The organism is Streptomyces sp. NPDC024687, assembly GCF_055559055.1.
In genome coordinates this window covers 582,176-601,279 of record NZ_JBVHLJ010000003.1, presented here as the reverse complement: position 1 = coordinate 601,279, position 19,104 = coordinate 582,176, and the positions used below count along the sequence as shown (strand labels likewise).

Sequence of the window (19,104 nt, the reverse complement as noted above, 5' to 3'; positions counted from 1 at the left end):
CTGGAGACTCAAGTCCCTTCGCCTGCCAGCAGGCAACCACTCCTCATCCACAAGTCTTGACAATTCCTGGCGCGGTCTCTGTTCAAGCGGGGCGGGAGAGCTGTTCGCGCACCCATTCGGGATCGGGGTTGGTGTGTGGCTTGCTCGCCACGATGACAGTCGGCACGGTCTCGTTGCCGTTGTTGGCTGCTCTCACCGCTGCGGCTCCTGCCGGGTCGCGCCAGATGTTGACCCAGTGCAACTGGCGGGCGCTGCGGCCCAGGCGGATACGCAGCCGTATGCAGTACGTGCAGCCAGGTCGCCAGAAGACGACCGGTCGGCCGTCGACCGCGCTGCGGCGTTGTGCCTCCTGCGCACCGATGGACCTCGGGAAGATCAGGGGTGAGTGGACGCCGGCGAGCGCCAGGAAAGCCAGCAGGAGTGCCGCGGCTGTGCCGGGGCTCCCCATGAAGATCTGCCCAGCTGCGACGGCTGAGCCGCTGAGCACAAGCAGCATCGGCAGAATCCAAGCGCGCATCATGGTGATGCAGGCTATCGATCGGCTTGATTTCCAAGGGTTTGGGCCGTGGGGCAGCCGCTGAAGAGGGTCGAGGTGATCTCGGGCCACGTGGGACCATCTCGGCATGTACCTGATTGCTGACGGGGCCACGTCGACTTCACGGTTGGTGCTGGTGAAGGACCTCAGGACTGACGACGGGTATGCCTTCGAGCTGGCGAACCCGCTCTTTCTGGCCGCCGGTGATCGAATCGCTGTCAAAGACGGCGGGCTTGTCGTCGTGCGGGCAAGTGGAGAGCGGCTGTCACCGGCGGGTGACTGGTCCACTCGTTGCGGACCGGGGTCTTTGCGCCGCCGGTAGAAGTCGTTCGGAAGCGGACGGGTTTCTCTCTTTTCGGGTGCTGTCGTGCGGGAACTCGCTCGTTCGTCCGAACCCGTCGGTGTTGAGGAGGTCGCCGTGACCGAGTCGCAGCACAGCCAGCAGGACCCCACGACGCAGCATCCGACCCCGGAGTTTCCGGCGCAGGACCAGTCGCACCCGGGGTGGACCGGGCCGATGGACCCGCCACCGGATCACGGCGAGGAGTCGTACCGCGGCAGCGGGCGGCTGGAGGGCCGTAAGACCGTCATCACCGGCGGGGACTCCGGCATCGGGCGGGCGGTGGCGCTGGCCTTCGCCCGGGAGGGTGCCGATGTGCTGTTCACGCATCTGCCCGAGGAGGCGGACGATGCGCGCGAGACGTCCCGGCTCGTCGAGGACGCCGGCCGCAAGGCGGTCGCCGTCTCCTGTGACATCCGTGAGGAGGACAACTGCCGGGCGTTGATCGAGCGTGCCGTCTCGGAGTTCGGGCACATCGACGTGCTGGTGAACAACGCGGCGTTCCAGATGTCGCAGCCGGACGGCATCGAGGCCATCAGCACCGAGCAGTTCGACCGGGGCATGCGCACCAACCTCTACGGGATGTTCTGGCTGACCAAGTTCGCCCTGCCGCACATGCCGAAGGGTGCGAGCGTCATCAACTCCACGTCGGTGCAGGCGTACAAGCCCAGTCCGCACCTGCTGGACTACGCGATGACGAAGGGCGCGATCGTGACCTTCACCCAGGGGCTGGCCCAGATGGTCGCGGAGCGCGGCATCCGCGTCAACGCGGTCGCGCCGGGCCCGGTGTGGACGCCGCTGATTCCCGCGACGATGCCCGACACCGTCGAGTTCGGCAAGCAGAGCCCGCTGGGACGCCCCGCCCAGCCCGCCGAGCTGGCCCCGGCGTACGTCTACCTGGCCTCCCAGGAGGCGAGCTTCGTCACCGCGGAGATCCTCAACGCGACCGGTGGCACGCCGCTGCCGTGAGCCCAGGGGCGCGCCGTGGCGCCGGTCACCTGCGCTTTTGGCACTCCAGCAGCCTGCTCGCGGCCTCCACGTGCGGTGGCAGCGGTCGGCGCCGTGCCAAGGCGGCGGGAAGGCGTACGACGACTTCGCGCAGGGCGCGGCGGGCGTGCGGGTCGCCGGCGGTCGCCGCGGCCATCAGGCGGGCGGTGGCCCGCAGGGCGACCGGCAGCGGACGACGCAGCCACAGGGTCAGCACCTCGTTGCGCCGCAGCAGGTGGCCGCGCCCGTCGCGGCCTCCCGGCTCGGGGCAATGACGGGCCGTCAGCGACGGTTCGTAGGTGACACCCCAGCCGCGGGCCATGAGGTCGTAGGCGAGCAGGGTCTCCTCGCCGCCGAAGAACAGCAGCGGATGGAAGCCGCCCGCACCGAGGTAGGCGTCCCGGCGCACCACGCAGGCGCAGCCCAGGAAGCCGAGCACCGGGCGGCCCGGCAGGTCGGCCTCGCGCGGCAGCGGTGAGGCGGCGAGGACGGCGTTGAGGGGTTCTCGGTCCGTTCGGGCCCGACGAGGGTGCGGGCCGCCAGCAGGCCCAGCCGGGGATGCCGGTCGAGCAGGTCGGCCGCCCGCCGCAGCGAGCCCCGGGTCCACCAGGAGTCGTCGTCGCTGAACGCCACATAGGGCGTGTCGGCCTGCCGTACCGCGAGGTTGCGGCCGAGGGCGCCGGTGTTGCGGCCGGGCCTCAGGACGCGGACGGCCGACGGATGGTGGTGGCGCAGCACCTGGAGGGTCGAGTCGTCGGAGCTGTTGTCGACGACGATGACGGGGGGCCGTTCGGGGAGGGCGGTGAGGGCGTCGACGGTCCGCATGACGCCGGCGGGCCGGTCACGGGTGATGACCGCGACGGTGACCCGACTGTCCCCGCTGTCCCCGCTGTCCCGCGCGCCGGTGCGGCCGGTCGTGACCTCGGGCCGGGGCTCCTCGGGCCGCGGCATCTCAGGGCGGGGCTGCGGGGACACGGACCTCGTCCCCCCTCCGTGGTGACGCACCGCTCCGTGCGGACCGCAACAGGGACAGTGCCGCCGTGGTGGCCTCCTCGGTGTCGATCCGCAGCAGCTGGGGGTCGGGGGTGTCGCCGTGCGGATCGCCGGGCGGTCCGGGTTTCCACAGGGCGAGGTGGTGCCCGGTGCGGGGCGGGCCCCACAGGTGGGGTGACACCGGTCCGAAGAGCGTCACGGAGGGCGTGGCGTGGGCCACGGCGAGGTGCGCGAGTCCGGTGTCGCCGCTGACGACGAGCGCGGCGTGGGCGACGAGCGCCGAGAGCTCGCCGAACGGCAGGCCGCCGCGCAGGACGTCGCGCTCGGGCAGGTTCGCGCGTGCGGCGACGTCCAGGACCAGGGCGTCCTCGGCCGGGCCACCGGTGAGGACGACAGGGTGACCGGCGGCGCGCAGGCGCCGTGCGAGGCCGGCGAAGCGCTCGGCGGGCCAGCGGCGGGACGCGGACTGTGCGCCGGGATGGACGACCACGGCTCCCGGCGCCGGGGAGGGCGCGTCCGGCGGTGGCAGCCGCAGGTCGGCGGGGTCCGCGGCGATGCCGTAGGCGGCGAGGAAGCCGCACCAGCGCTCGCGTTCGTGCTGGTCCGGCCGCCACACCGGAGGCCGCGGCAGGGCCGGGTCCGGTTGGGCGTGGGCCAGGAGTCGGCGGGGGGCGAGGGCGGCCAGCGCGTCGCGGCTCTCCGGTCCGTTGCCGTGCAGGTCGATCGCTATGTCGGGAGGCGGGCCCGTCCACCGGTCCAGTGCGGGTACGGCCCGTTCCGGGGCCTCGGCCGGGAGGATCTCGTCCACCGCTCCCGTGGCCTGCGCTGCCTCGGCGAGCGCCGGGGTGATCGCCAGGACGACGTGGTGTCCGGGAAAGGCCCGGCGGATGCCGCGCAGCGCGGGCACCGAGGCGAGCAGGTCGCCCAGTCCCAGCGCGCGCAGCACCAGGAGGCGGGGGCGAAGGGGTAGGGCGGTCACCGGCCCCTCCGTCCGCTCGTACGCGCCGGCTGACGGGCGGGCCGGGGTGCCGCTGCCGCGCGTTCGGCGATGCCGGTGGTGGAGCGGCCGTCCAGGTAGGGGAACAGGACGACCTGGCCGCCCCAGCTCTCCACGAGCGACGCCTCCGGCAGCCGGGCCAGGGCGTAGTCGCCGCCCTTGGCCCAGATGTGCGGGCGCAGCTCACCGAGCAGCCGCTCCGGGGTGTCCTCGTCGAAGACGGCGACCGCGTCGACGCACTCCAGCGCGCGCAGCACCCGCACCCGGTCCGCCAGCGGGACCAGGGGCCGGCCGCTGCCCTTGCGCCGGCGTACGGAGGCGTCCGAGTTGACGCACACCACCAGGCAGTCACCGGTACGGCGGGCGGCCTGCAGCAGGGCGACGTGACCGGCGTGCAGCAGGTCGAAGCAGCCGCCGGCCGCGACGACGGTCCCGCCGGCGGCCCGTACCCGGGCCGCCGTGCGCAGGGCGTCGTCCGTCGGCTCCCGGTCGTCGGAGGGTCGCGGCGGGGCGGCGGGGGCGGTGTCCACGGCGAGCGCGCGGGCGCCGCCCTCGGCGACGTACCGGGTGGCGGCGTGCACGGCGGCCCGTACGGCGGTCTCGGTGAGTTCGCCGTCGGCGAGGAATCCGGCGGCGGTCGCCGCGAACCGGTCCCCGGCGCCGCAGGCGTCGCCCTCGGCCGTGACCGGCGACGGCACCAGCAGCGGAGTCTCGCCGTGGGACAGCAGCGCGCCCCGCCCGCCCAGGGTCACGGCCACGGAGGCCGCACGCCAGGCGCGTACGAGCGTGTCGGCGTGGCGGGCCGCGGTGTGCAGGGCGCTGCCGTTCTGCGGTTCCTCGCCGGTGCCCGGTCGCTCGGCGAACCCACGCGCCTCACCGGTGCGCACACGGCCGGCGAAGGCACGCGCCTCGGCGGCGCACGGCGTGGCCAGCCGGACGCCCGGCACCGGCGGGTTGCCGCGCGGATGCGGATCCCAGACGACGGGCACCCGTGCGGCCGCGGACTCCAGCGCGTCGCGCAGGACGTCGGCGGTGCCGCGGCCGTAGTCGGCGACGAGTACGGCGCCGGCCTGGGCGATCGCCCGGCACGCCTCGTCGGTCCGCTCCCGGGCCCGCCCGTCGCCGTCGTCCAGGCGCAGCAGCGGCCGGTCCTCCGCGAGGACCCGCGTCTTGCTGGACAGGGTGCCGGTCAGGGGCAGCCGTACCAGGCGCACCCGGTCGGCCAGCAGCCGGCACAGGGACTCGCTGGCCTCGTCGTCGCCGAGCGCGGTGACGAGGGTGACCTGCCGCCCGTCGGCCGCGGCGAGGCAGGCCGCCAGCGCGGCTCCGCCCGGCCGCGCGATGCGCCGGAGCGAGCTGACGACCGGGACGGGCGCGTCGGGGGCCAGTCGCTCGACCCGTCCGCACAGATCGTGGTCGAGCAGCGCGTCTCCGACGACGAGCAGCGGGGCCGGGGCGCTCATACGCCGCCCTCCAAAGCCTTGTCCGCTCGTCGGCCGTCAGCCGTCACCAGTCGTTCCACGGTGCGGTCGAAGGACTCGCAGAGCATGTGGACGGCCACGAGGTGCAGTTCCTGGACCGTGGCGGTCGTCGCGGCGTCCACGCACAGGGATTCGTCCGCGGATCCTTCCAGCGGGTTCGGCGCCGGACCGGTCAGGACCCAGACGGTCATGCCCAGCCGGTGGGCCTCCTTCGCGGCGACGAGCAGGTTGGCGCTGGCGCCGCTGGTCGACAGCAGCATCAGCACGTCCCCGGTCCGGCCGTGCGCGGCGACCTGCCGGGCGAAGATCTCCTGCACGCCGTAGTCGTTGGCGATGGCGGTGGTCGAGGAGGTGTCGGCGTGCAGCGAGAGCGCGGAGAACGGCGGCCGGTCCTCGCGGTAGCGGCCGACCAGCTCGGCGGTCAGGTGCTGGGCCTGGGCCGCGCTGCCGCCGTTGCCCGCGACGAGGAGGCGGGCGCCGGTGCTGAGGCGTTCGGCGAGTGAGGAGCCCCAGCGCCGGACGACGGGGGCGGCGTATTCGCGGAACCCTTCGAGGGCCTTCATCAGGTCGTCGCAGTGTGCGGCGTCGGCAGCGAGGGTCATCGCACGACTCCCGAGAGCGAGGGAACGGAGGAAACGGCGCTGTAGACCCGGGTCACCCCGTCGGCGACGCGGTCCCAGGTGAAGCGGGCGAGGACCCGGCGTCGTCCGGCGGCGCCGTAGAGGCTGAGCCGGCGCGGGTCGTCGAGGAGCTCCCGGACGGTCCCGGCGAGGTCGTGGTCGTCGTCGGGCGGGACCAGGGCGCCCGTGACGCCGTCGGCGACGGTGTCGAGCTGTCCGCCGACGGCGGTGGCGACGACGGGGGTGCCGCAGGCCATGGCCTCGACCGGGACGATGCCGAAGGGCTCGTAGCGGGGGACGGACAGCACGAGGTCCGCGCTGGACATCAGTGCGGGCATCCGGGTACGGCTCACGCCGCCCAGCAGCGTCACGCGGTCGGCGACACCGCACTCCTCGGCGATCGCGCACAGCCGTTCCGTCTCCGGTTCGGCGAAGAGCAGGGCCGGTTCGGGACCCCCGGCGACGAGGAGTTCGGCGTCCGGCACGTCCGCGAGGGCGCGGATCGCCCGGTCGAAGCCCTTGCGGGGCACGAGCCGGCCGACGGTGAGCAGTCGCCGGCGCGCGGACGGGTCCCGGCGGGCCGCCGTGACCGGCGCGAACTGCACGGGGTCCACACCGCAGGGCACGACGTGGATGCGTCTGCGGGGCAGCCCCATGGCGACGAGTTCGCGCACCTCGTCCTCGCAGGTGGCGATGATGCCGCCGCACTCCCTGCCCACGGCCGTCTCGATCGCGACGCGATCGGGCGGACTGGTGTCGGCGGCGCCCTGGTGGCGTTTCTTCACGGTGCCGAGCGCGTGGTAGGTCTGCACCACGGGCACGCCCACGGCGCGCGCCCCGGCCACCGCCGCCATGCCGGACATCCAGAAGTGGGCGTGCACCACGTCGGGTGGCTCCGTCGCCCACTCACCTGCCAGCCAGGCTCCGAACTCCTCCATGTACGGCAGGAGTTCGTCCTTGGGTATCGGGGCCGGCGGCCCGGCGGGCACGTGGACGACCTTCACCCCGTCGGACGTGACGCCCCGTTCCGGCAGCCGCGGGTCGTCACGGCGTGTGTAGACGACGACCTCATGACCGCGGCGGGCCAGCTGAGCGGCGAGTTGGGCCACGTAGACGTTCTGGCCGCCCGCGTCGGGGCCACCGAGCTCGGCCAGCGGGCTGGCGTGCTCGGAGACCATGGCGACGCGGCCGGCCGAGGGCTGCCTGGGGCTCATCGGGTGACCTCCTTGATCAGGCGTTCCCAGTCGTCCCGGAAACGCCGCTCTCCGTAGCGGGCCTGTGCCGCGGCCCGGGCTGCCTCCCCGGTCCGCCGGGCGTGCGCCCGGTCCGCGAGGAACCCGCGGACGGCCTCCTCCAGTACCTCGAACCGGTTGGAGACCACTCCGGCCCCTTCGGGCACGGCCTCCCTGACCTCCGTGGTGTCGAGCGCCACCACGGGCATCCCGAGGAACATGGCCTCCAGCAGCGACAGTCCGAGCGACGTCCACCGCACGGGATGCAGGTACAGGCGGCAGCGGGCCATCGCCGGATGCAGTTCGCCCTGGGGCAGGTCCCGGGTGCGGCAGCGGTCTGCGGGCAGTGCGAGGTGGCCGGCGAGTCCGTCCGTGCGCATGCCGAAGACGTCCAGCGGCACCGAGCGCGCGAAGCGTGGCAGCAGGTCGGTTCCCGTGGTCCGGCCGCGCCGCACGGGCTCGTTGACGACGACGGCCGCGCGGGCCTCCTCGCCGGTCCACAGGTACCCGGGGTCGATGATGCCGTGCTCGATCACCTCGGTCGGGGCGCGGCCGTTGTCCCACATCAGGCGGTTGAAGTGGGTGACGTGGACGAGCGGGATGTCGCTCCGGTCGGCGAGGGGGTGGCGGGTGTCGACGGGCGTCCCGTGCGGGCTGTTGTGCTCGACGTAGACGGCGGGTACGTCGGTGCCGGGCCGGCGGCCGGTCCAGCGCTCTGCCAGCTCGGGCTCGTGCGGCCGTTGCAGCACCATCAGGTCGATGTCGGCCTCGCGCAGCTCGGCGGGGCTCAGTTCGCGCACGCTCGCCGGCCACTGCCAGGTTCGGGCCCGCCCCAGTCCGTCGGGGCCGCGATCGGGCGTCACCGGGACCAGGAAGGTGTGGGGGCCCTGGACGAACGACGTCAGCCACGAGCCGTGCACATGCCAGACGAGGATGTTCATGCGCTCTCCTTGAGGAGTTTCTGCACCGCGCGCACCACGTCCTGGGCGGTGACCTCGTCCAGGCACGGATGACCGGGCACGGGGCAGTGCCGGGCCCTGCTGTCCGCGCAGGGCGCGTTCTGGTCGCCGAGGAGCACATGGGGCACGCCGTACGGCGCCCACCGCCCGGCCGGGACGACGGGCGCGAACAGGGAGACGACGGGCGTGCCGACAGCGGCGGCCAGATGGGCGGGGCCGGTGTTCCCGCACACCACGACGTCGGCGGTGCGCAGGACGCCGGCCAGGGTCTGCGGGACCGTCCCGCCGCCGAGGTCCACCGCCCGGTCACCGCTGACCCGTCGGGTGAGGTCCGTCTCGTCGGGGCCGCCGGTGACGACGACGCGGTGACCGGCGTCGGCGAGCAGGGCCACGGCCTCGGCGCAGCGTTCGGGGCTCCAGGCGCGGGCGGGCGCGCTGGCCCCGGGGTGTACGACGACGTAGGGGCCGTTGCCGGTCAGCGCGACGGTGTCCGGGGGCGGGAGGACGCGCAGCCGGCCGTCGTCCCCCGGGGGCAGGGGGAAGCCCAGGGCGGCGGCGGTGTCGAGCGCGGCCTCGGTCTCGTGCCGGCCGGGCAGCCGCTGATGCCGTACGTCGAGCAGGCGGCCGGGGTGGTCGGCGCTGTCGGCGCCGATCCGCGCGACGCCGGCCATCCGCAGCAGCAGGGCCGTGGGCAGGGGGCTCTGGTGGAACGATGTGAGGATCAGTGCGGTGTCGAACGCGTCGGCCCTCAGGCGCTCCACCACTCCGTCGACGTCCGCCTCGGCGACGGAGGGCGCGTTCACGCCCTCCCACGGGGCCGCCCACACGATCACGTCGTCGACGCCGGGCAGCAGCCGTGCGGCGGGTTCGCCGAGCGGGCCGCACAGCATCGTCACCCGGGAGGAGTGCGCGGCGACCGCCCGGACGGCGGGCCCGGCGAGCAGGACGTCACCGAAGCTGTCGAGCCGCACGACCAGTGCCCTGCCGCACTTGTCACGCGGCTCCTCCGCAAGGAGCCCGTGGACCGCCGTGAGCAGGTCGGGGGCGGTCCGGGGAGCCGTCCCGATCTCCTCGGGCCGGGTCGCCGCATTGGGTACGAGGATGCCGCGGGCGCCCGCGGATTGTGCGGCCAGGACGTCGGCCCCGATGTCGCCGATCACCACGCAGTCCGACGGAGCCACTCCCAGGCGCCGGGCCGCCTCGGTCACCAGACCCGGCCGGGGTTTGCGGCACGCGCAGCCGTCCTCGGGCAGGTGCGGGCAGTACACCCAGGTGCCGAGGCCGCCGAGCAGCTCGTCCGCCCGGGCGTTGACCCGCCGTACGTCGGTGTGGGTGAGCAGTCCGCGGCCGATGCCCGACTGGTTGCTGACCACGCCGGTCGCGATGCCCGCCGCACGCAGCAGGTCCAGGGCCTGTCTCGCGCCGGGCAGGGGGCGCACCTGGTCGGGGTCGCCGTTGTAGGGGACGTCCTCGACGAGGGTGCCGTCGCGGTCGAAGAGCACCGCGGCGGGCCGTGTGGCGGGTGGGCTCCGGTGGTTCACGGCATGCTCCCCAGCTGGGCGGCGCGTCGATGGCGTATCAGGCCGTCGAGCCAGTGGCGGACCGCGAGGGGCGGGATGACCACGCTGGTGGCGAGCATGGTGGCGATCTCGTGGGCGGTCCGCGGGCCCGGTGCGATACGGGCCAGGGCGAACTCGGCCGTGCCCAGCGCCCACAGCGCTGCGGCTCCACCGGCGGCCCGTGGTCTGCCGGTCAGCGCGCACCCGGCCGCGACGAACGCCCCGGCCGTCACCAGTGTGTGCCGGGTGAGTCGTCCCCGGGGTGCCTGGGCGCGTGTCCACCAGTCCCGCCCGTGCAGCCGGGTCATCAGGGCGTCGTCCGCGTTGCCGCGCTGGGCGCGTACCGACACCCAGCGGTCGGCCGGGCGCACCGGGTGGCGGGTGGTGCGCCGGCCGTGGCGCAGGGTCCAGCCGGCGTCCCGCACCCGCAGCGCCAGGTCGGCGTCCTCACGGAAGGCCCGGGGGAACCGCTCGTCGAAGCCGTGGACCTGCGCCAGTGCGGCGGTCCGGTACGCCATGTCCGCCGTGGCCCACGCGGCCTGTTCCAGTCCGGCCGTGCCGCGCTCCCAGTCCGTCGGCCGGCGGTCCGTGGGCAGCGGGACGGTCAGCCGGCCCTGGATCCCGCCCGTGACGGCGTCGGCCGCCGCGAGGTCCTCGGCGAGCCGGCGGGACCAGTCCGGCAGCACTTGGACGTCGTCGTCGAGGAAGACGGTCCAGGGGGCGGTGACGGTGCGCCAGCCGGTGTTGCGGGCGGCCGCGGGGCCTCGTCCGCCGCTGCGCAGGGTCCGCACCCGCCCGCGCAGGTCGCCCGCGGCCTCCAGCGGCAGTTTCCCGTCCGGGTCCGGGCGGTCGTCGACCACGACGACCTCGGTGGGCGGATGACCGGTGGCCGCGGCGAGCGCGCGCAGGCAGTCGGCGAGACAGGGACGTCCGATCGTCGGCAGGACGACGGCGTACGCGGGAGCGGCGGAGCCCGGAGCGTCCGTCATGCGAACATCCCCTTCCGCCGGATCGCGAACGGTCCGAGGGCCAGCAGGTCCACGGGCGCGGACCCGAAGCACTCCAGGGCGTCCCGCGGGTCGTCGACCATGGGCCGGCCGGCCGTGTTGAGGCTGGTGTTGACCACCACGGGCAGCCCTGTGCGGCGTTCGAAGCCGTCGATCATGCGGGCCACCAGCGGCTCCGTGTCGCGCTCCACGGTCTGGATCCGGGCCGTGCCGTCCACATGGACCACGGCCGGGATGCGGTCGCGCCACGCGGCGGCGATGTCGTGCACGAACAGCATGTAGGGGCTGGGCAGTGGCCCGTCGAAGAGTTCCGCCGCCCGGTCCGCGAGCACCATGGGGGCGACCGGACGGAACTCCTCCCGTCCCTTCACCGCGTTGAGGCGTTCCAGGTTCGCGGCGTGGCCGGGGTGGGCCAGCAGCGACCGGTGGCCGAGGGCCCGGGGGCCGTACTCGCTTCGGCCCTGGAACCAGGCCACGATGCCGTCGCGGGCGAGTTCGTCGGCGACGGTGTCGGCGATGTCGGCGGGCTCCTCGTAGGAGACGGCGGCGGTCTCCAGCCAGGTGCGCAGCTCGTCGTCGCTCCAGCCACGGCCCAGGGCGGCCGTCGGCATGGCCTCCACCGTCTCCTTCTGGTGGGCGACGTGGAGCGCGGCACCGAGAGCCGTGCCGGCGTCCCCGGCCGCGGGCTGCACCCAGATGCGGCGGAAGGGGCCTTCCCGGTACAGGCGGGTGTTGGCCACGCAGTTGAGGGCGACACCGCCCGCCAGGGTCAGCGTCTCCTCGCCGGTGCGCTCGTGCAGCCAGCGCACCAGGCCGAGCAGGACCTCCTCCAGACACGCCTGGGCGCTGGCCGCCGCGTCGGCGTGGTCCTGCGTCCACGGGTCACCCGCCGCACGGGGCGGGGCCAGCGACGACCAGGGCACCGGACGGGCCCGGAAGCCGCCGTCGCCCTCCAGGTGGACGTACGCGCGCAGCTGCTCGAGGAAGCGCGGCCGGCCGTAGGACGCGAGGGCCATCACCTTGAACTCGTCGCTGCTGCGCAGGAATCCGAGGTGCTGGGTGAGCTCCTCGTAGAACAGGCCCAGGGAGTCGGGCAGTGACTGCGTGCCCAGGACGGCGAGTTCGCGGTTCGCGTAGCGGCCCGCGAGGTGGGAGCCGCATTCGCCGCGGCCGTCCAGGACGAGGACCGCGCAGTCCGGGTAGGGGGAGGCCTGGCCGGCGGAGGCGGCGTGGGCGACGTGGTGCGGGACGAAGCGCACCTTGGCCGGGTCGAGTCCGGGAAGGGCCTCGGCCAGGAACTCGGGGGCGCGGCGGGCGTACTCCTGACGCAGGTGGTCCCAGGGGTCGTTCAGGCCCAACTGGTCTGCGGGGCGGGCGAGTTCGGGGTCGTAGGAGTAGGCGACCGCATCCAGTTCGGCCGGGGTGAGACCGGCCTGCTCCAGGCACCAGCGGGCGGACAGTTCGGGCAGTTCCCACGCGGAGAAGGGGACGGGCCGCTTGCCGTGCTTACGACGGCTGAAGCGCTCCTCCTCCGCCGCTGCCACGATCCTGCCGTCCATGACCAGGGCGGCGGCCGGGTCGTGGAAAAGGGCGTTGATTCCCAGGACACGCATACGGTTCCTCCGGGGCGGCGGGGTGGACGACTTCGGGGGCTGCGGGCTCAGACCTGCCTGACCGGCTCCCGCGTCGGCCGCGCCGCCGCGAAGTAGGCGATGGTCTGCTTGATCCCTTCCTCCCAGGGCACCTTGGGGGCCCAGCCCAGCAGTTCACGGGCCAGCCGGGTGTCCGGGCGGCGGCGCTGCGGGTCGTCGACGGGGCGGTCGACGAACTCGATGCGTGAGGAGGAGCCCGCCAGTTCCACCACCCGGCGGGCGATGTCGCGGACCGTGACCTCGTCGGTCCCGCCGATGTTCACGGGCCGTACCGAGTGGCTCGCGGCCACCAGCAGGATCCCGTCGACCGTGTCGTCGACGTAGCACAGGGACCGCGTCTGGCTGCCGTCACCCGCCACCGTCAGCGGTTCGTCGGCCAGTGCCTGGCAGACGAACGTCGGCACGGCGCGGCCGTCGTGGGCGCGCATGCGGGGCCCGTAGGTGTTGAACAGGCGCACGATGCCCGCGTCGGCGCCCCTGGCCCCCACATGGGCGGTGACCAGCGCCTCGGCGAACCGCTTGGACTCGTCGTACACACTGCGCGGACCCACCGGGTTGACGTTGCCCCAGTAGTCCTCGCGCTGCGGATGCACCAGGGGGTCGCCGTACACCTCGGACGTCGAGGCGAGCAGGAAGCGGGCCCGGTCGCGCTCGGCCAGGGCCAGCATGGTGCGGGTGCCCAGGCTGCCGGCGTCGAGCGTCTCCAGGGGCAGCCGCAGGTAGTCGGCGGGCGAGGCGGGACAGGCGAAGTGCAGGACGAGGTCGTACGGCCCGGGCAGGTGCCGCAGGCACTCGGGCACGGAGACGTCGCACTCGACGAACCCGAATCCGGCACGGCCGTCGAGGTGGGCGATGTTCCGGCGCGATCCGGACACCAGGTTGTCCGCGCAGTCGACTTCGACACCTGAATCCAGCAGGCGCTCGCACAGATGGCTGCCTAGGAAGCCGGCACCGCCGGTCACCAGGGCACGGCGCCAGGGCACACGAGGGGAGGCATCAGTCATGGGACGTCCTTCAGCCGCTCTCGCCGGGCCGGAGAGCGGCGCGCGCGGGTCCGGTGCGGCGCGAGGGGCTCACGGGAAGAGAGCGAAAGTGACAGAAACGGACTGGACACATGGGAGACGTGTCAGGAACAGGGCCGATACGGGCCGAGGCCGCCGTTTTCCCGACGGCACGAACGCTGGGTTCCCGGGCGAGTAGTTTTCACACGTTGATCCCTAATTGTGCACATGACCGCAGCACGTCGCGACCGATACCTGTGAGCAACCGCACTCGGCACCGCAAATGCGCGTGGGGCGAGCGGCCGTTGAGCCCGTGGGGGCACGGTCGTACGGCGTACCGCGGCGGACTCACCGGGCACGTCTGCCACGATGGTGCGCGCCGTGACCGACTCGGTGGATGACCGCGCAGCGCAGCCCGGCGTTCTTCGGTTTCGCCTACCTGTCTGACCTGCCACTTCGCCTCTCGGGTACCGCACTGTGTCTTCCGTTCCTGTCCCAGCCTGCCCTTCCGCTGCCTCCCGCTCGCCCTGGCGGTCCCTGAGACACCGCAGCATGCGCTGGTGGTCCGTCGCGAACTTCGTGTCGAACGCCGGCACGTGGATGCAGCTCACGGTGCAGAACCTGCTGGTTCTGCAGATCACCGGGTCCGCCGCCGCGACGGGCCTGTCGATGTCCGTCCAGGCCGGCCCCGCGCTGTTCATGAGCCTGCTGGGCGGAGCGGCGGTGGACCGCTGGTCGCGCAGGCTGACGGCGGCCGTCAGCCAGACGCTCCTCGGGGCGGTCGCCTTCGTCACGGCCGTGCTCGTGGCGCTGGGCCGGCTCGACATGACGTCCCTGCTGGTGCTGGCCGCGGTGACCGGCATCATCGCCACTGTCGACGGACCGGCGTGCGCCCTGCTGGGCAACGATCTCGTCCCGGCCGAGGACGTCCCCTCCGCCATCGGCATCGGTTCGATGGTGCACAGCGCCGGCCGGCTCGTCGGGACCGCCCTGGCCGGTGTGACGGTCGGCTTCCTCGGCACGGCCGCCGCGTACGCGGCCAACGGGCTGTCCTTCCTGTTCGTCGCGGCGGTCGTGCCGTTCCTGCGCCCCGCACCCGGCGCGGCACCTCCGGCGGGGCCGGAGGCGACCGTCGCGGCCGGGCCCGGCACGACCGTGCGCGAAGGCCTGCGCTTCTTCGCGACCCGTCCCCGGCTGGTCGCGCTCGCCGGCATCACAGGGATCAGCTCGGTCTTCGGCCGGAACTACGGGCTGACCCTGGCCGTGCTCGTCACCGGGCCGCTCGCGGGCGGTGCGGGGGCGTTCGGCACGGTCTCCGCGGTCCTCGCCGTCGGCGGCATCCTGGGCGCGTTCCTCGGCGCCCGGCTGCGGCGGCCCTCCGTCCGGCTGGTGGGCACGCTGGCCGCCGCGGGTGCGCTGCTGCAACTGACGGCGGGGCTGTCACCGTCGCTGGCCGTCCTGCTGGTGCTGGTCCTGCCCATGGCCGTGGTGGAGTCCGTCTCCGACACCGCCGGCACGGCCGTCCTCCAGACCGACCCGCCCGCTCACCTGCGCGGACGCGTCCTCGGCGTGTGGAACAGCATCGGCACGGTGTGGAGCCTGGGCGGCCCGCCCGCACTGGGCCTGCTCCTGGAACTGGCCGGGGCACGCGGGGCTCTCGTGACCGGTGGCCTGCTCATCGCCGGCGCGATCGGCGCGGGCTTCCTGGTGCGGGGGCGCCGGGCCCTGGAGCCCGTGTCCCTGCCGACGAAGCCGGGCGGCGAGGTGACGGGACGGGAAGCGCTGAGCACGGCCGCCTGACGTGAACGACGAGCTCGAACGGGGCACGGCCGGCACACACGTACGGAGTTTGAGCCCCTCCCGGTGTGGTGAGGCGCCCGGGATGCACGACGAGCACCTTGCCACCCCCGTCCCCCGCGAGCGGGACTCCTTCTTCGACAACGCCAAGTACCTGGCGATCGTGCTGGTCGCGGTCGGGCACGCGTGGGAGCCGTTGCGGGCCGGGAGCCGGAGCGTGTCCGCGCTGTACCTGCTCGTGTACGCCTTCCACATGCCGGCGTTCATCGTCGTCTCCGGCTACTTCTCGCGGAACTTCGACGCGAGTCCGGGGCGGCTGCGGCGGCTGGTGACCGGGCTCGTCGTGCCGTACGTCGTCTTCGAGACGGCGTACACGTTCTTCACACGGTGGACGGACCGGGTGCCGGACCGGCCGGTGAGTCTGCTGGATCCCCTGTACCTGACGTGGTTCCTGGTGGCGCTGTTCGTGTGGCGGCTGACCACCCCCCTGTGGCAGCGGGTACGTCATCCGGTGCCGGTCGCCCTCGCCGTGGCGATGCTCGCGACCCTCACGCCCTCCATCGGCGACGACCTCGACCTTCAGCGCGTCCTGCAGTTCCTGCCGTACTTCGTGCTGGGCCTGACCCTGAAGCCCGAGCACTTCCGGCTGCTCCGCCGACGGGCGGTACGGCTGCTCGCCGGGCCGGTGTTCGCCGGCGCGCTCGTGGCGGCGTACTGGGTGGTGCCGCGGATGAGCGCGGCCTGGCTCTACCACCGGGACAGCGCCCAGGAGCTGGGCGCGCCCGCCTGGTCCGGGCCGGTGATGACGCTGGCCGCCTTCGGGTGTTCGCTGGTCCTGGTCGGGTGCTTCCTCGCGCTGGTGCCCGGGCGGCGGACCTGGTTCACCGCACTGGGTGCGGGCACGCTGTACGGCTATCTGCTGCACGGCTTCCTCGTCCAGGGCGCCCGGGCCTGGGGCTGGTACGGCCCCGCCTGGGTCCACGGCCCCCTGGGTGCGGCGGCGGCCACCCTGCTCGCCGCGACCGCCGTGACGGCCCTGTGCACCCCACCCGTCCGCCGTGCCCTGCGGTACGTGGTGGAACCGGAGCTGCGGTGGGCCTTCCGACGGGAATCGACGCGAGCGGTCCGTGCCTGAGGACCACCGACGCGACCGCCGCCCTCACGGCCGGGATCGTGGCCGCCCTGCCCGGCGCGGCCCCGGTGTCACCGCCGCGGGCCGGAGGCGAGGAAGGCCGAACGCCACCGGCACCCGCACAGCCGTGTGACAAGATGCTTCGGTCATGCCCCACCAGAAAGGGACGATTCCCATGTCCAGGGTCGAGCTGACCACCAATTTCGGCCGTATCGTCCTCGAGCTCGCCGACGCCGAGGCGCCCAAGACCGTCGAGAACTTCCTGAAGTACGTCGGCAACGGGCACTACGACGGCACGATCTTCCACCGGGTGATCAACGGCTTCATGGTCCAGGGCGGTGGCTTCACCCCGGACATGGTCCAGAAGCCCACGCTCGCGCCGGTCCCGAACGAGGCCGACAACGGTCTGAAGAACACCGCGTACACCGTGGCGATGGCGCGCACCAGCGACCCGCACTCGGCGACCGCCCAGTTCTTCATCAACGTCTCGGACAACGAGTTCCTGAACTTCACGGCCAAGAATCCGAACGGCTGGGGCTACACCGTGTTCGGCAAGGTCGCCGAGGGCCAGGACGTCGTCGACCAGATCAAGGGCGTACGGACCGGCAGCAGCCGCGGCCACGGTGACGTGCCGACGCAGCCGGTGATCATCGAGTCCGCCAAGGTCGTCGACTGACCGCGTCGGCAGACTGACGCGACCTGCGCGATGCCTACGGCGGTGCGCAGGTCACGCGGTCCGTTTGCGGGCGGTCGTCTTCTTGGCCGCCGTCTTCTTCGTGCCCGTCGCCTTCTTGGCCGCCGCGGTCTTCTTCGTGCCCTGTGACGACTTGGCCGTCGTCTTCTTGGCGGCCGCCGTCTTCTTCGTGGCGGACGTGGACTTCTTGCCACCGGTCTGCTTCGGCGCCGCCCGCGCCGACTTCCGCTGCGGCAGCCGTGTCACCTCCCCCGCCTCCTCGCCCCGCGACTCCTTCGCCTCCCGCACGCTCTTCTCCAGCGCGGCCATGAGGTCGAGGACCTTGCCGCCCTTCGCCCGCTCGGGTGCCTCCGGGGGTGCTTCGCCGGCGGCCTTCGCGGCGACGACCTCCTCCAGTGCCTCGCGGTACTCGTCGTGCAGTTCGTCGAGGTCGATCTCGCCGAGGGTGTCCATCAGGGCGTCGGCGAGGTCGAGTTCCTTGTCGCTGATGGTGACCTTGGTGTCGGGGGCGAGTCCTTCGGGCGCGCGGACCTCGTCCGGCCACAGCAGCCCGTGCAGGGCGATGGCGTCCTCCACCACCCGCAGCATCCCGAGCCGTTCCCGCCCGCGCAGCGCGTACTTGGCGATGGCCACCTTGTTGCTGCGCTTCAGCGCCTCCCTGAGCAGGGTGTACGGCTTGGCCGCGGGGGCGCCGCCCGCCTGGAGGTAGTACGACGCGTCCATCTGGAGCGGGTCGATCCGGTCGGCCGGCACGAAGGCGACGATCTCGATGGTCTTGGCCGTCGGGAGCGGCAGATGGGCCAGGTCCTCGTCGGTGATCGGGATGATCGTGCCGTCCGCGTCCTCGTACCCCTTGCCGATCTCGGCCTGGCTGATCTCGCGGTCCTCCAGCTCGCAGACCTTGCGGTAGCGGACGCGGCCGCCGTCCTCGGTGTGGATCTGGCGGAAGGAGATCGAGTGGCTCTCGGTGGCGTTGACCAGCTTGATCGGAATGCTGACCAGGCCGAACGAGATGGCACCGTTCCAAATGGATCTCACCGGCAGCACCCTTTCTGACGAATTAACCCGTTCTGCTCACCTATGCATGAGATTCTCATCGTATGACGCCGATCACAGAGGTGGAGGGGCGACGGCTCGCGCTCAGCAACCTGGAGAAGGTGCTGTATCCGGCCACCGGCTTCACCAAGGGCGAGGTACTGCACTACTACGCCACCGCGGCCGACGTCCTCCTCCCCCATCTGCGTGACCGTGCCGTCTCCTTCCTGCGCTATCCGGACGGCCCCGAGGGGCAGGTCTTCTTCGCCAAGAACGTTCCGCCGGGTACGCCCGACTGGGTCACCACGGCCGAGGTGCCCCGCTCCGAGGGTCCGGCCCGCATGGTCCTGGTCCAGGACCTGCCGAGCCTGATGTGGGCCGCCAACCTGGTCACCGAGTTCCACACCCACCAGTGGCTGGTCGACTCCCCCGACGAGGCCGACCGCCTCGTCCTCGACCTCGACCCGGGTGCGCCGGCGACGATCGTCGAGTGCTGCGAGGTGGGCCTGTGGCTCAGGGAGCGGCTGGCGGCGGACGGGATCGAGGCGTACCCGAAGACCGCCGGTTCCAAGGGGCTGCATCTGCTGGCGGCGGTGCGGGGAGCGTCGTCCGAGGAGGTGTCGGAGTACGCCAAGCAGCTCGCCGTGGAGGCGGAGCGGGCGATGCCGCGGCTGGCCCTGCACCGGATGACGCGGAACCTGCGCCCGGGAAAGGTCTTCGTCGACTGGAGCCAGAACGCCGCCCGCAAGACCACGGCGACGCCGTACACCCTGCGGGCCCGGGCCCGCCCCCTGGTGTCGGCGCCGGTCACCTGGACGGAGGTGGAGGACTGCACCACCCCCGACGGACTGACCTTCCAGGCCCCGGACATGCCGTCCCGCCTCCAGGACTACGGCGACCTCCTGGCCCCCCTCCTGGACGGGGACCGGGCGACGCGGTTGCCGTGAGGGGGGCGCCTATCGGGGTGCCGGGTCAGGTTGTCGGGCGGCTACCGGCCGGTGGGGGCTGGTCGCGCAGTTCCCCGCGGTGCCGCTGCGCTGGGCTTGAACCGGGCGCCCATTGGGGTGCCGGGTCAGGTTGTCG

General features: G+C 73.2%; 16 protein-coding genes and 2 pseudogenes. 5 read left to right on the top strand and 13 right to left on the bottom strand.

Features of this window, described 5'->3' with window-relative positions:
• Positions 1-82 precede the first annotated feature (82 nt).
• Positions 83-520 (bottom strand): glutaredoxin domain-containing protein, encoded by a 438-nt coding sequence (locus tag ACZ39I_RS14640; RefSeq protein WP_467244789.1) that lies wholly within the window; start codon positions 518-520, stop codon positions 83-85.
• Between the two features lie 433 nt (positions 521-953).
• Between ACZ39I_RS14640 and ACZ39I_RS14635 the strand changes: the two genes are divergently transcribed.
• Positions 954-1,844, top strand: a complete 891-nt coding sequence (locus ACZ39I_RS14635) for an SDR family oxidoreductase (protein ID WP_467244788.1) — start codon at positions 954-956, stop codon at positions 1,842-1,844.
• A gap of 25 nt (positions 1,845-1,869) precedes the next feature.
• On the opposite strand, the pseudogene ACZ39I_RS14630 reads toward ACZ39I_RS14635, so the two are convergent.
• The 11 genes and pseudogenes from ACZ39I_RS14630 to ACZ39I_RS14580 form a co-directional block, all read right to left on the bottom strand.
• Positions 1,870-2,687, bottom strand: a pseudogene (locus ACZ39I_RS14630) (glycosyltransferase family 2 protein).
• Between the two features lie 127 nt (positions 2,688-2,814).
• Positions 2,815-3,834 carry a glycosyltransferase family 9 protein gene (locus ACZ39I_RS14625; protein WP_467244787.1) on the bottom strand — a complete coding sequence of 340 codons (1,020 nt, stop codon included), beginning with the start codon at positions 3,832-3,834 and terminating at the stop codon, positions 2,815-2,817.
• A complete protein-coding gene (gene rfaE2 / locus ACZ39I_RS14620; protein ID WP_467244786.1) occupies positions 3,831-5,315 on the bottom strand; it encodes a D-glycero-beta-D-manno-heptose 1-phosphate adenylyltransferase in 1,485 nt (494 codons plus the stop codon). Before rfaE2 ends, ACZ39I_RS14625 begins: the two co-directional genes overlap by 4 nt.
• The gene (locus tag ACZ39I_RS14615; protein ID WP_467244785.1) at positions 5,312-5,935 is read right to left on the bottom strand and encodes a D-sedoheptulose-7-phosphate isomerase; all 624 of its coding nucleotides are present in this window, start codon (positions 5,933-5,935) and stop codon (positions 5,312-5,314) included. Before ACZ39I_RS14615 ends, rfaE2 begins: the two co-directional genes overlap by 4 nt.
• Positions 5,932-7,167, bottom strand: coding sequence for a glycosyltransferase (locus tag ACZ39I_RS14610; RefSeq protein WP_467244784.1), 1,236 nt, complete (start codon positions 7,165-7,167; stop codon positions 5,932-5,934). The genes ACZ39I_RS14615 and ACZ39I_RS14610 overlap by 4 nt, the downstream gene beginning before the upstream one ends.
• Positions 7,164-8,126 (bottom strand): glycosyltransferase, encoded by a 963-nt coding sequence (locus tag ACZ39I_RS14605; RefSeq protein WP_467244783.1) that lies wholly within the window; start codon positions 8,124-8,126, stop codon positions 7,164-7,166. The genes ACZ39I_RS14610 and ACZ39I_RS14605 overlap by 4 nt, the downstream gene beginning before the upstream one ends.
• Positions 8,123-9,034 carry a glycosyltransferase family 9 protein gene (locus ACZ39I_RS14600; RefSeq protein ID WP_467245117.1) on the bottom strand — a complete coding sequence of 304 codons (912 nt, stop codon included), beginning with the start codon at positions 9,032-9,034 and terminating at the stop codon, positions 8,123-8,125. Before ACZ39I_RS14600 ends, ACZ39I_RS14605 begins: the two co-directional genes overlap by 4 nt.
• 159 nt (positions 9,035-9,193) lie before the next feature.
• Positions 9,194-9,646 (bottom strand): annotated as a pseudogene (locus ACZ39I_RS14595) (D-glycero-alpha-D-manno-heptose-1,7-bisphosphate 7-phosphatase); the annotation flags it as partial.
• A gap of 35 nt (positions 9,647-9,681) precedes the next feature.
• A complete protein-coding gene (locus ACZ39I_RS14590) occupies positions 9,682-10,692 on the bottom strand; it encodes a glycosyltransferase family 2 protein (protein ID WP_467244782.1) in 1,011 nt (336 codons plus the stop codon).
• Positions 10,689-12,323: a carbamoyltransferase family protein gene (locus tag ACZ39I_RS14585; RefSeq protein ID WP_467244781.1), complete on the bottom strand. Its 1,635-nt coding sequence runs from the start codon at positions 12,321-12,323 to the stop codon at positions 10,689-10,691. The genes ACZ39I_RS14590 and ACZ39I_RS14585 overlap by 4 nt, the downstream gene beginning before the upstream one ends.
• Before the next feature lie 47 nt (positions 12,324-12,370).
• Positions 12,371-13,366, bottom strand: coding sequence for an NAD-dependent epimerase/dehydratase family protein (locus ACZ39I_RS14580; RefSeq protein ID WP_467244780.1), 996 nt, complete (start codon positions 13,364-13,366; stop codon positions 12,371-12,373).
• A 549-nt stretch (positions 13,367-13,915) separates the two neighbouring features.
• Here ACZ39I_RS14580 and ACZ39I_RS14575 point away from each other — a divergent pair.
• From ACZ39I_RS14575 to ACZ39I_RS14565, 3 genes are all read left to right on the top strand, one after another.
• On the top strand, positions 13,916-15,163 hold the full coding sequence (locus tag ACZ39I_RS14575) for an MFS transporter (protein ID WP_467244779.1): 1,248 nt from the start codon (positions 13,916-13,918) through the stop codon (positions 15,161-15,163).
• A gap of 82 nt (positions 15,164-15,245) precedes the next feature.
• Complete coding sequence (locus ACZ39I_RS14570) at positions 15,246-16,295, top strand: acyltransferase family protein (protein ID WP_467244778.1); 1,050 nt, start codon at positions 15,246-15,248, stop codon at positions 16,293-16,295.
• 172 nt (positions 16,296-16,467) lie between these two features.
• On the top strand, positions 16,468-16,968 hold the full coding sequence (locus tag ACZ39I_RS14565) for a peptidylprolyl isomerase (RefSeq protein ID WP_403660462.1): 501 nt from the start codon (positions 16,468-16,470) through the stop codon (positions 16,966-16,968).
• Positions 16,969-17,019: 51 nt separating this feature from the next.
• On the opposite strand, the gene ku is transcribed toward ACZ39I_RS14565, so the two are convergent.
• The gene (ku, locus tag ACZ39I_RS14560) at positions 17,020-18,024 is read right to left on the bottom strand and encodes a non-homologous end joining protein Ku (protein WP_467244777.1); all 1,005 of its coding nucleotides are present in this window, start codon (positions 18,022-18,024) and stop codon (positions 17,020-17,022) included.
• A gap of 62 nt (positions 18,025-18,086) precedes the next feature.
• On the opposite strand from ku, the gene ligD reads away from it, so the two are divergent.
• The gene (ligD, locus tag ACZ39I_RS14555) at positions 18,087-18,968 is read left to right on the top strand and encodes a non-homologous end-joining DNA ligase (RefSeq protein ID WP_451473350.1); all 882 of its coding nucleotides are present in this window, start codon (positions 18,087-18,089) and stop codon (positions 18,966-18,968) included.
• The last annotated feature ends 136 nt before the right edge of the window (positions 18,969-19,104 follow it).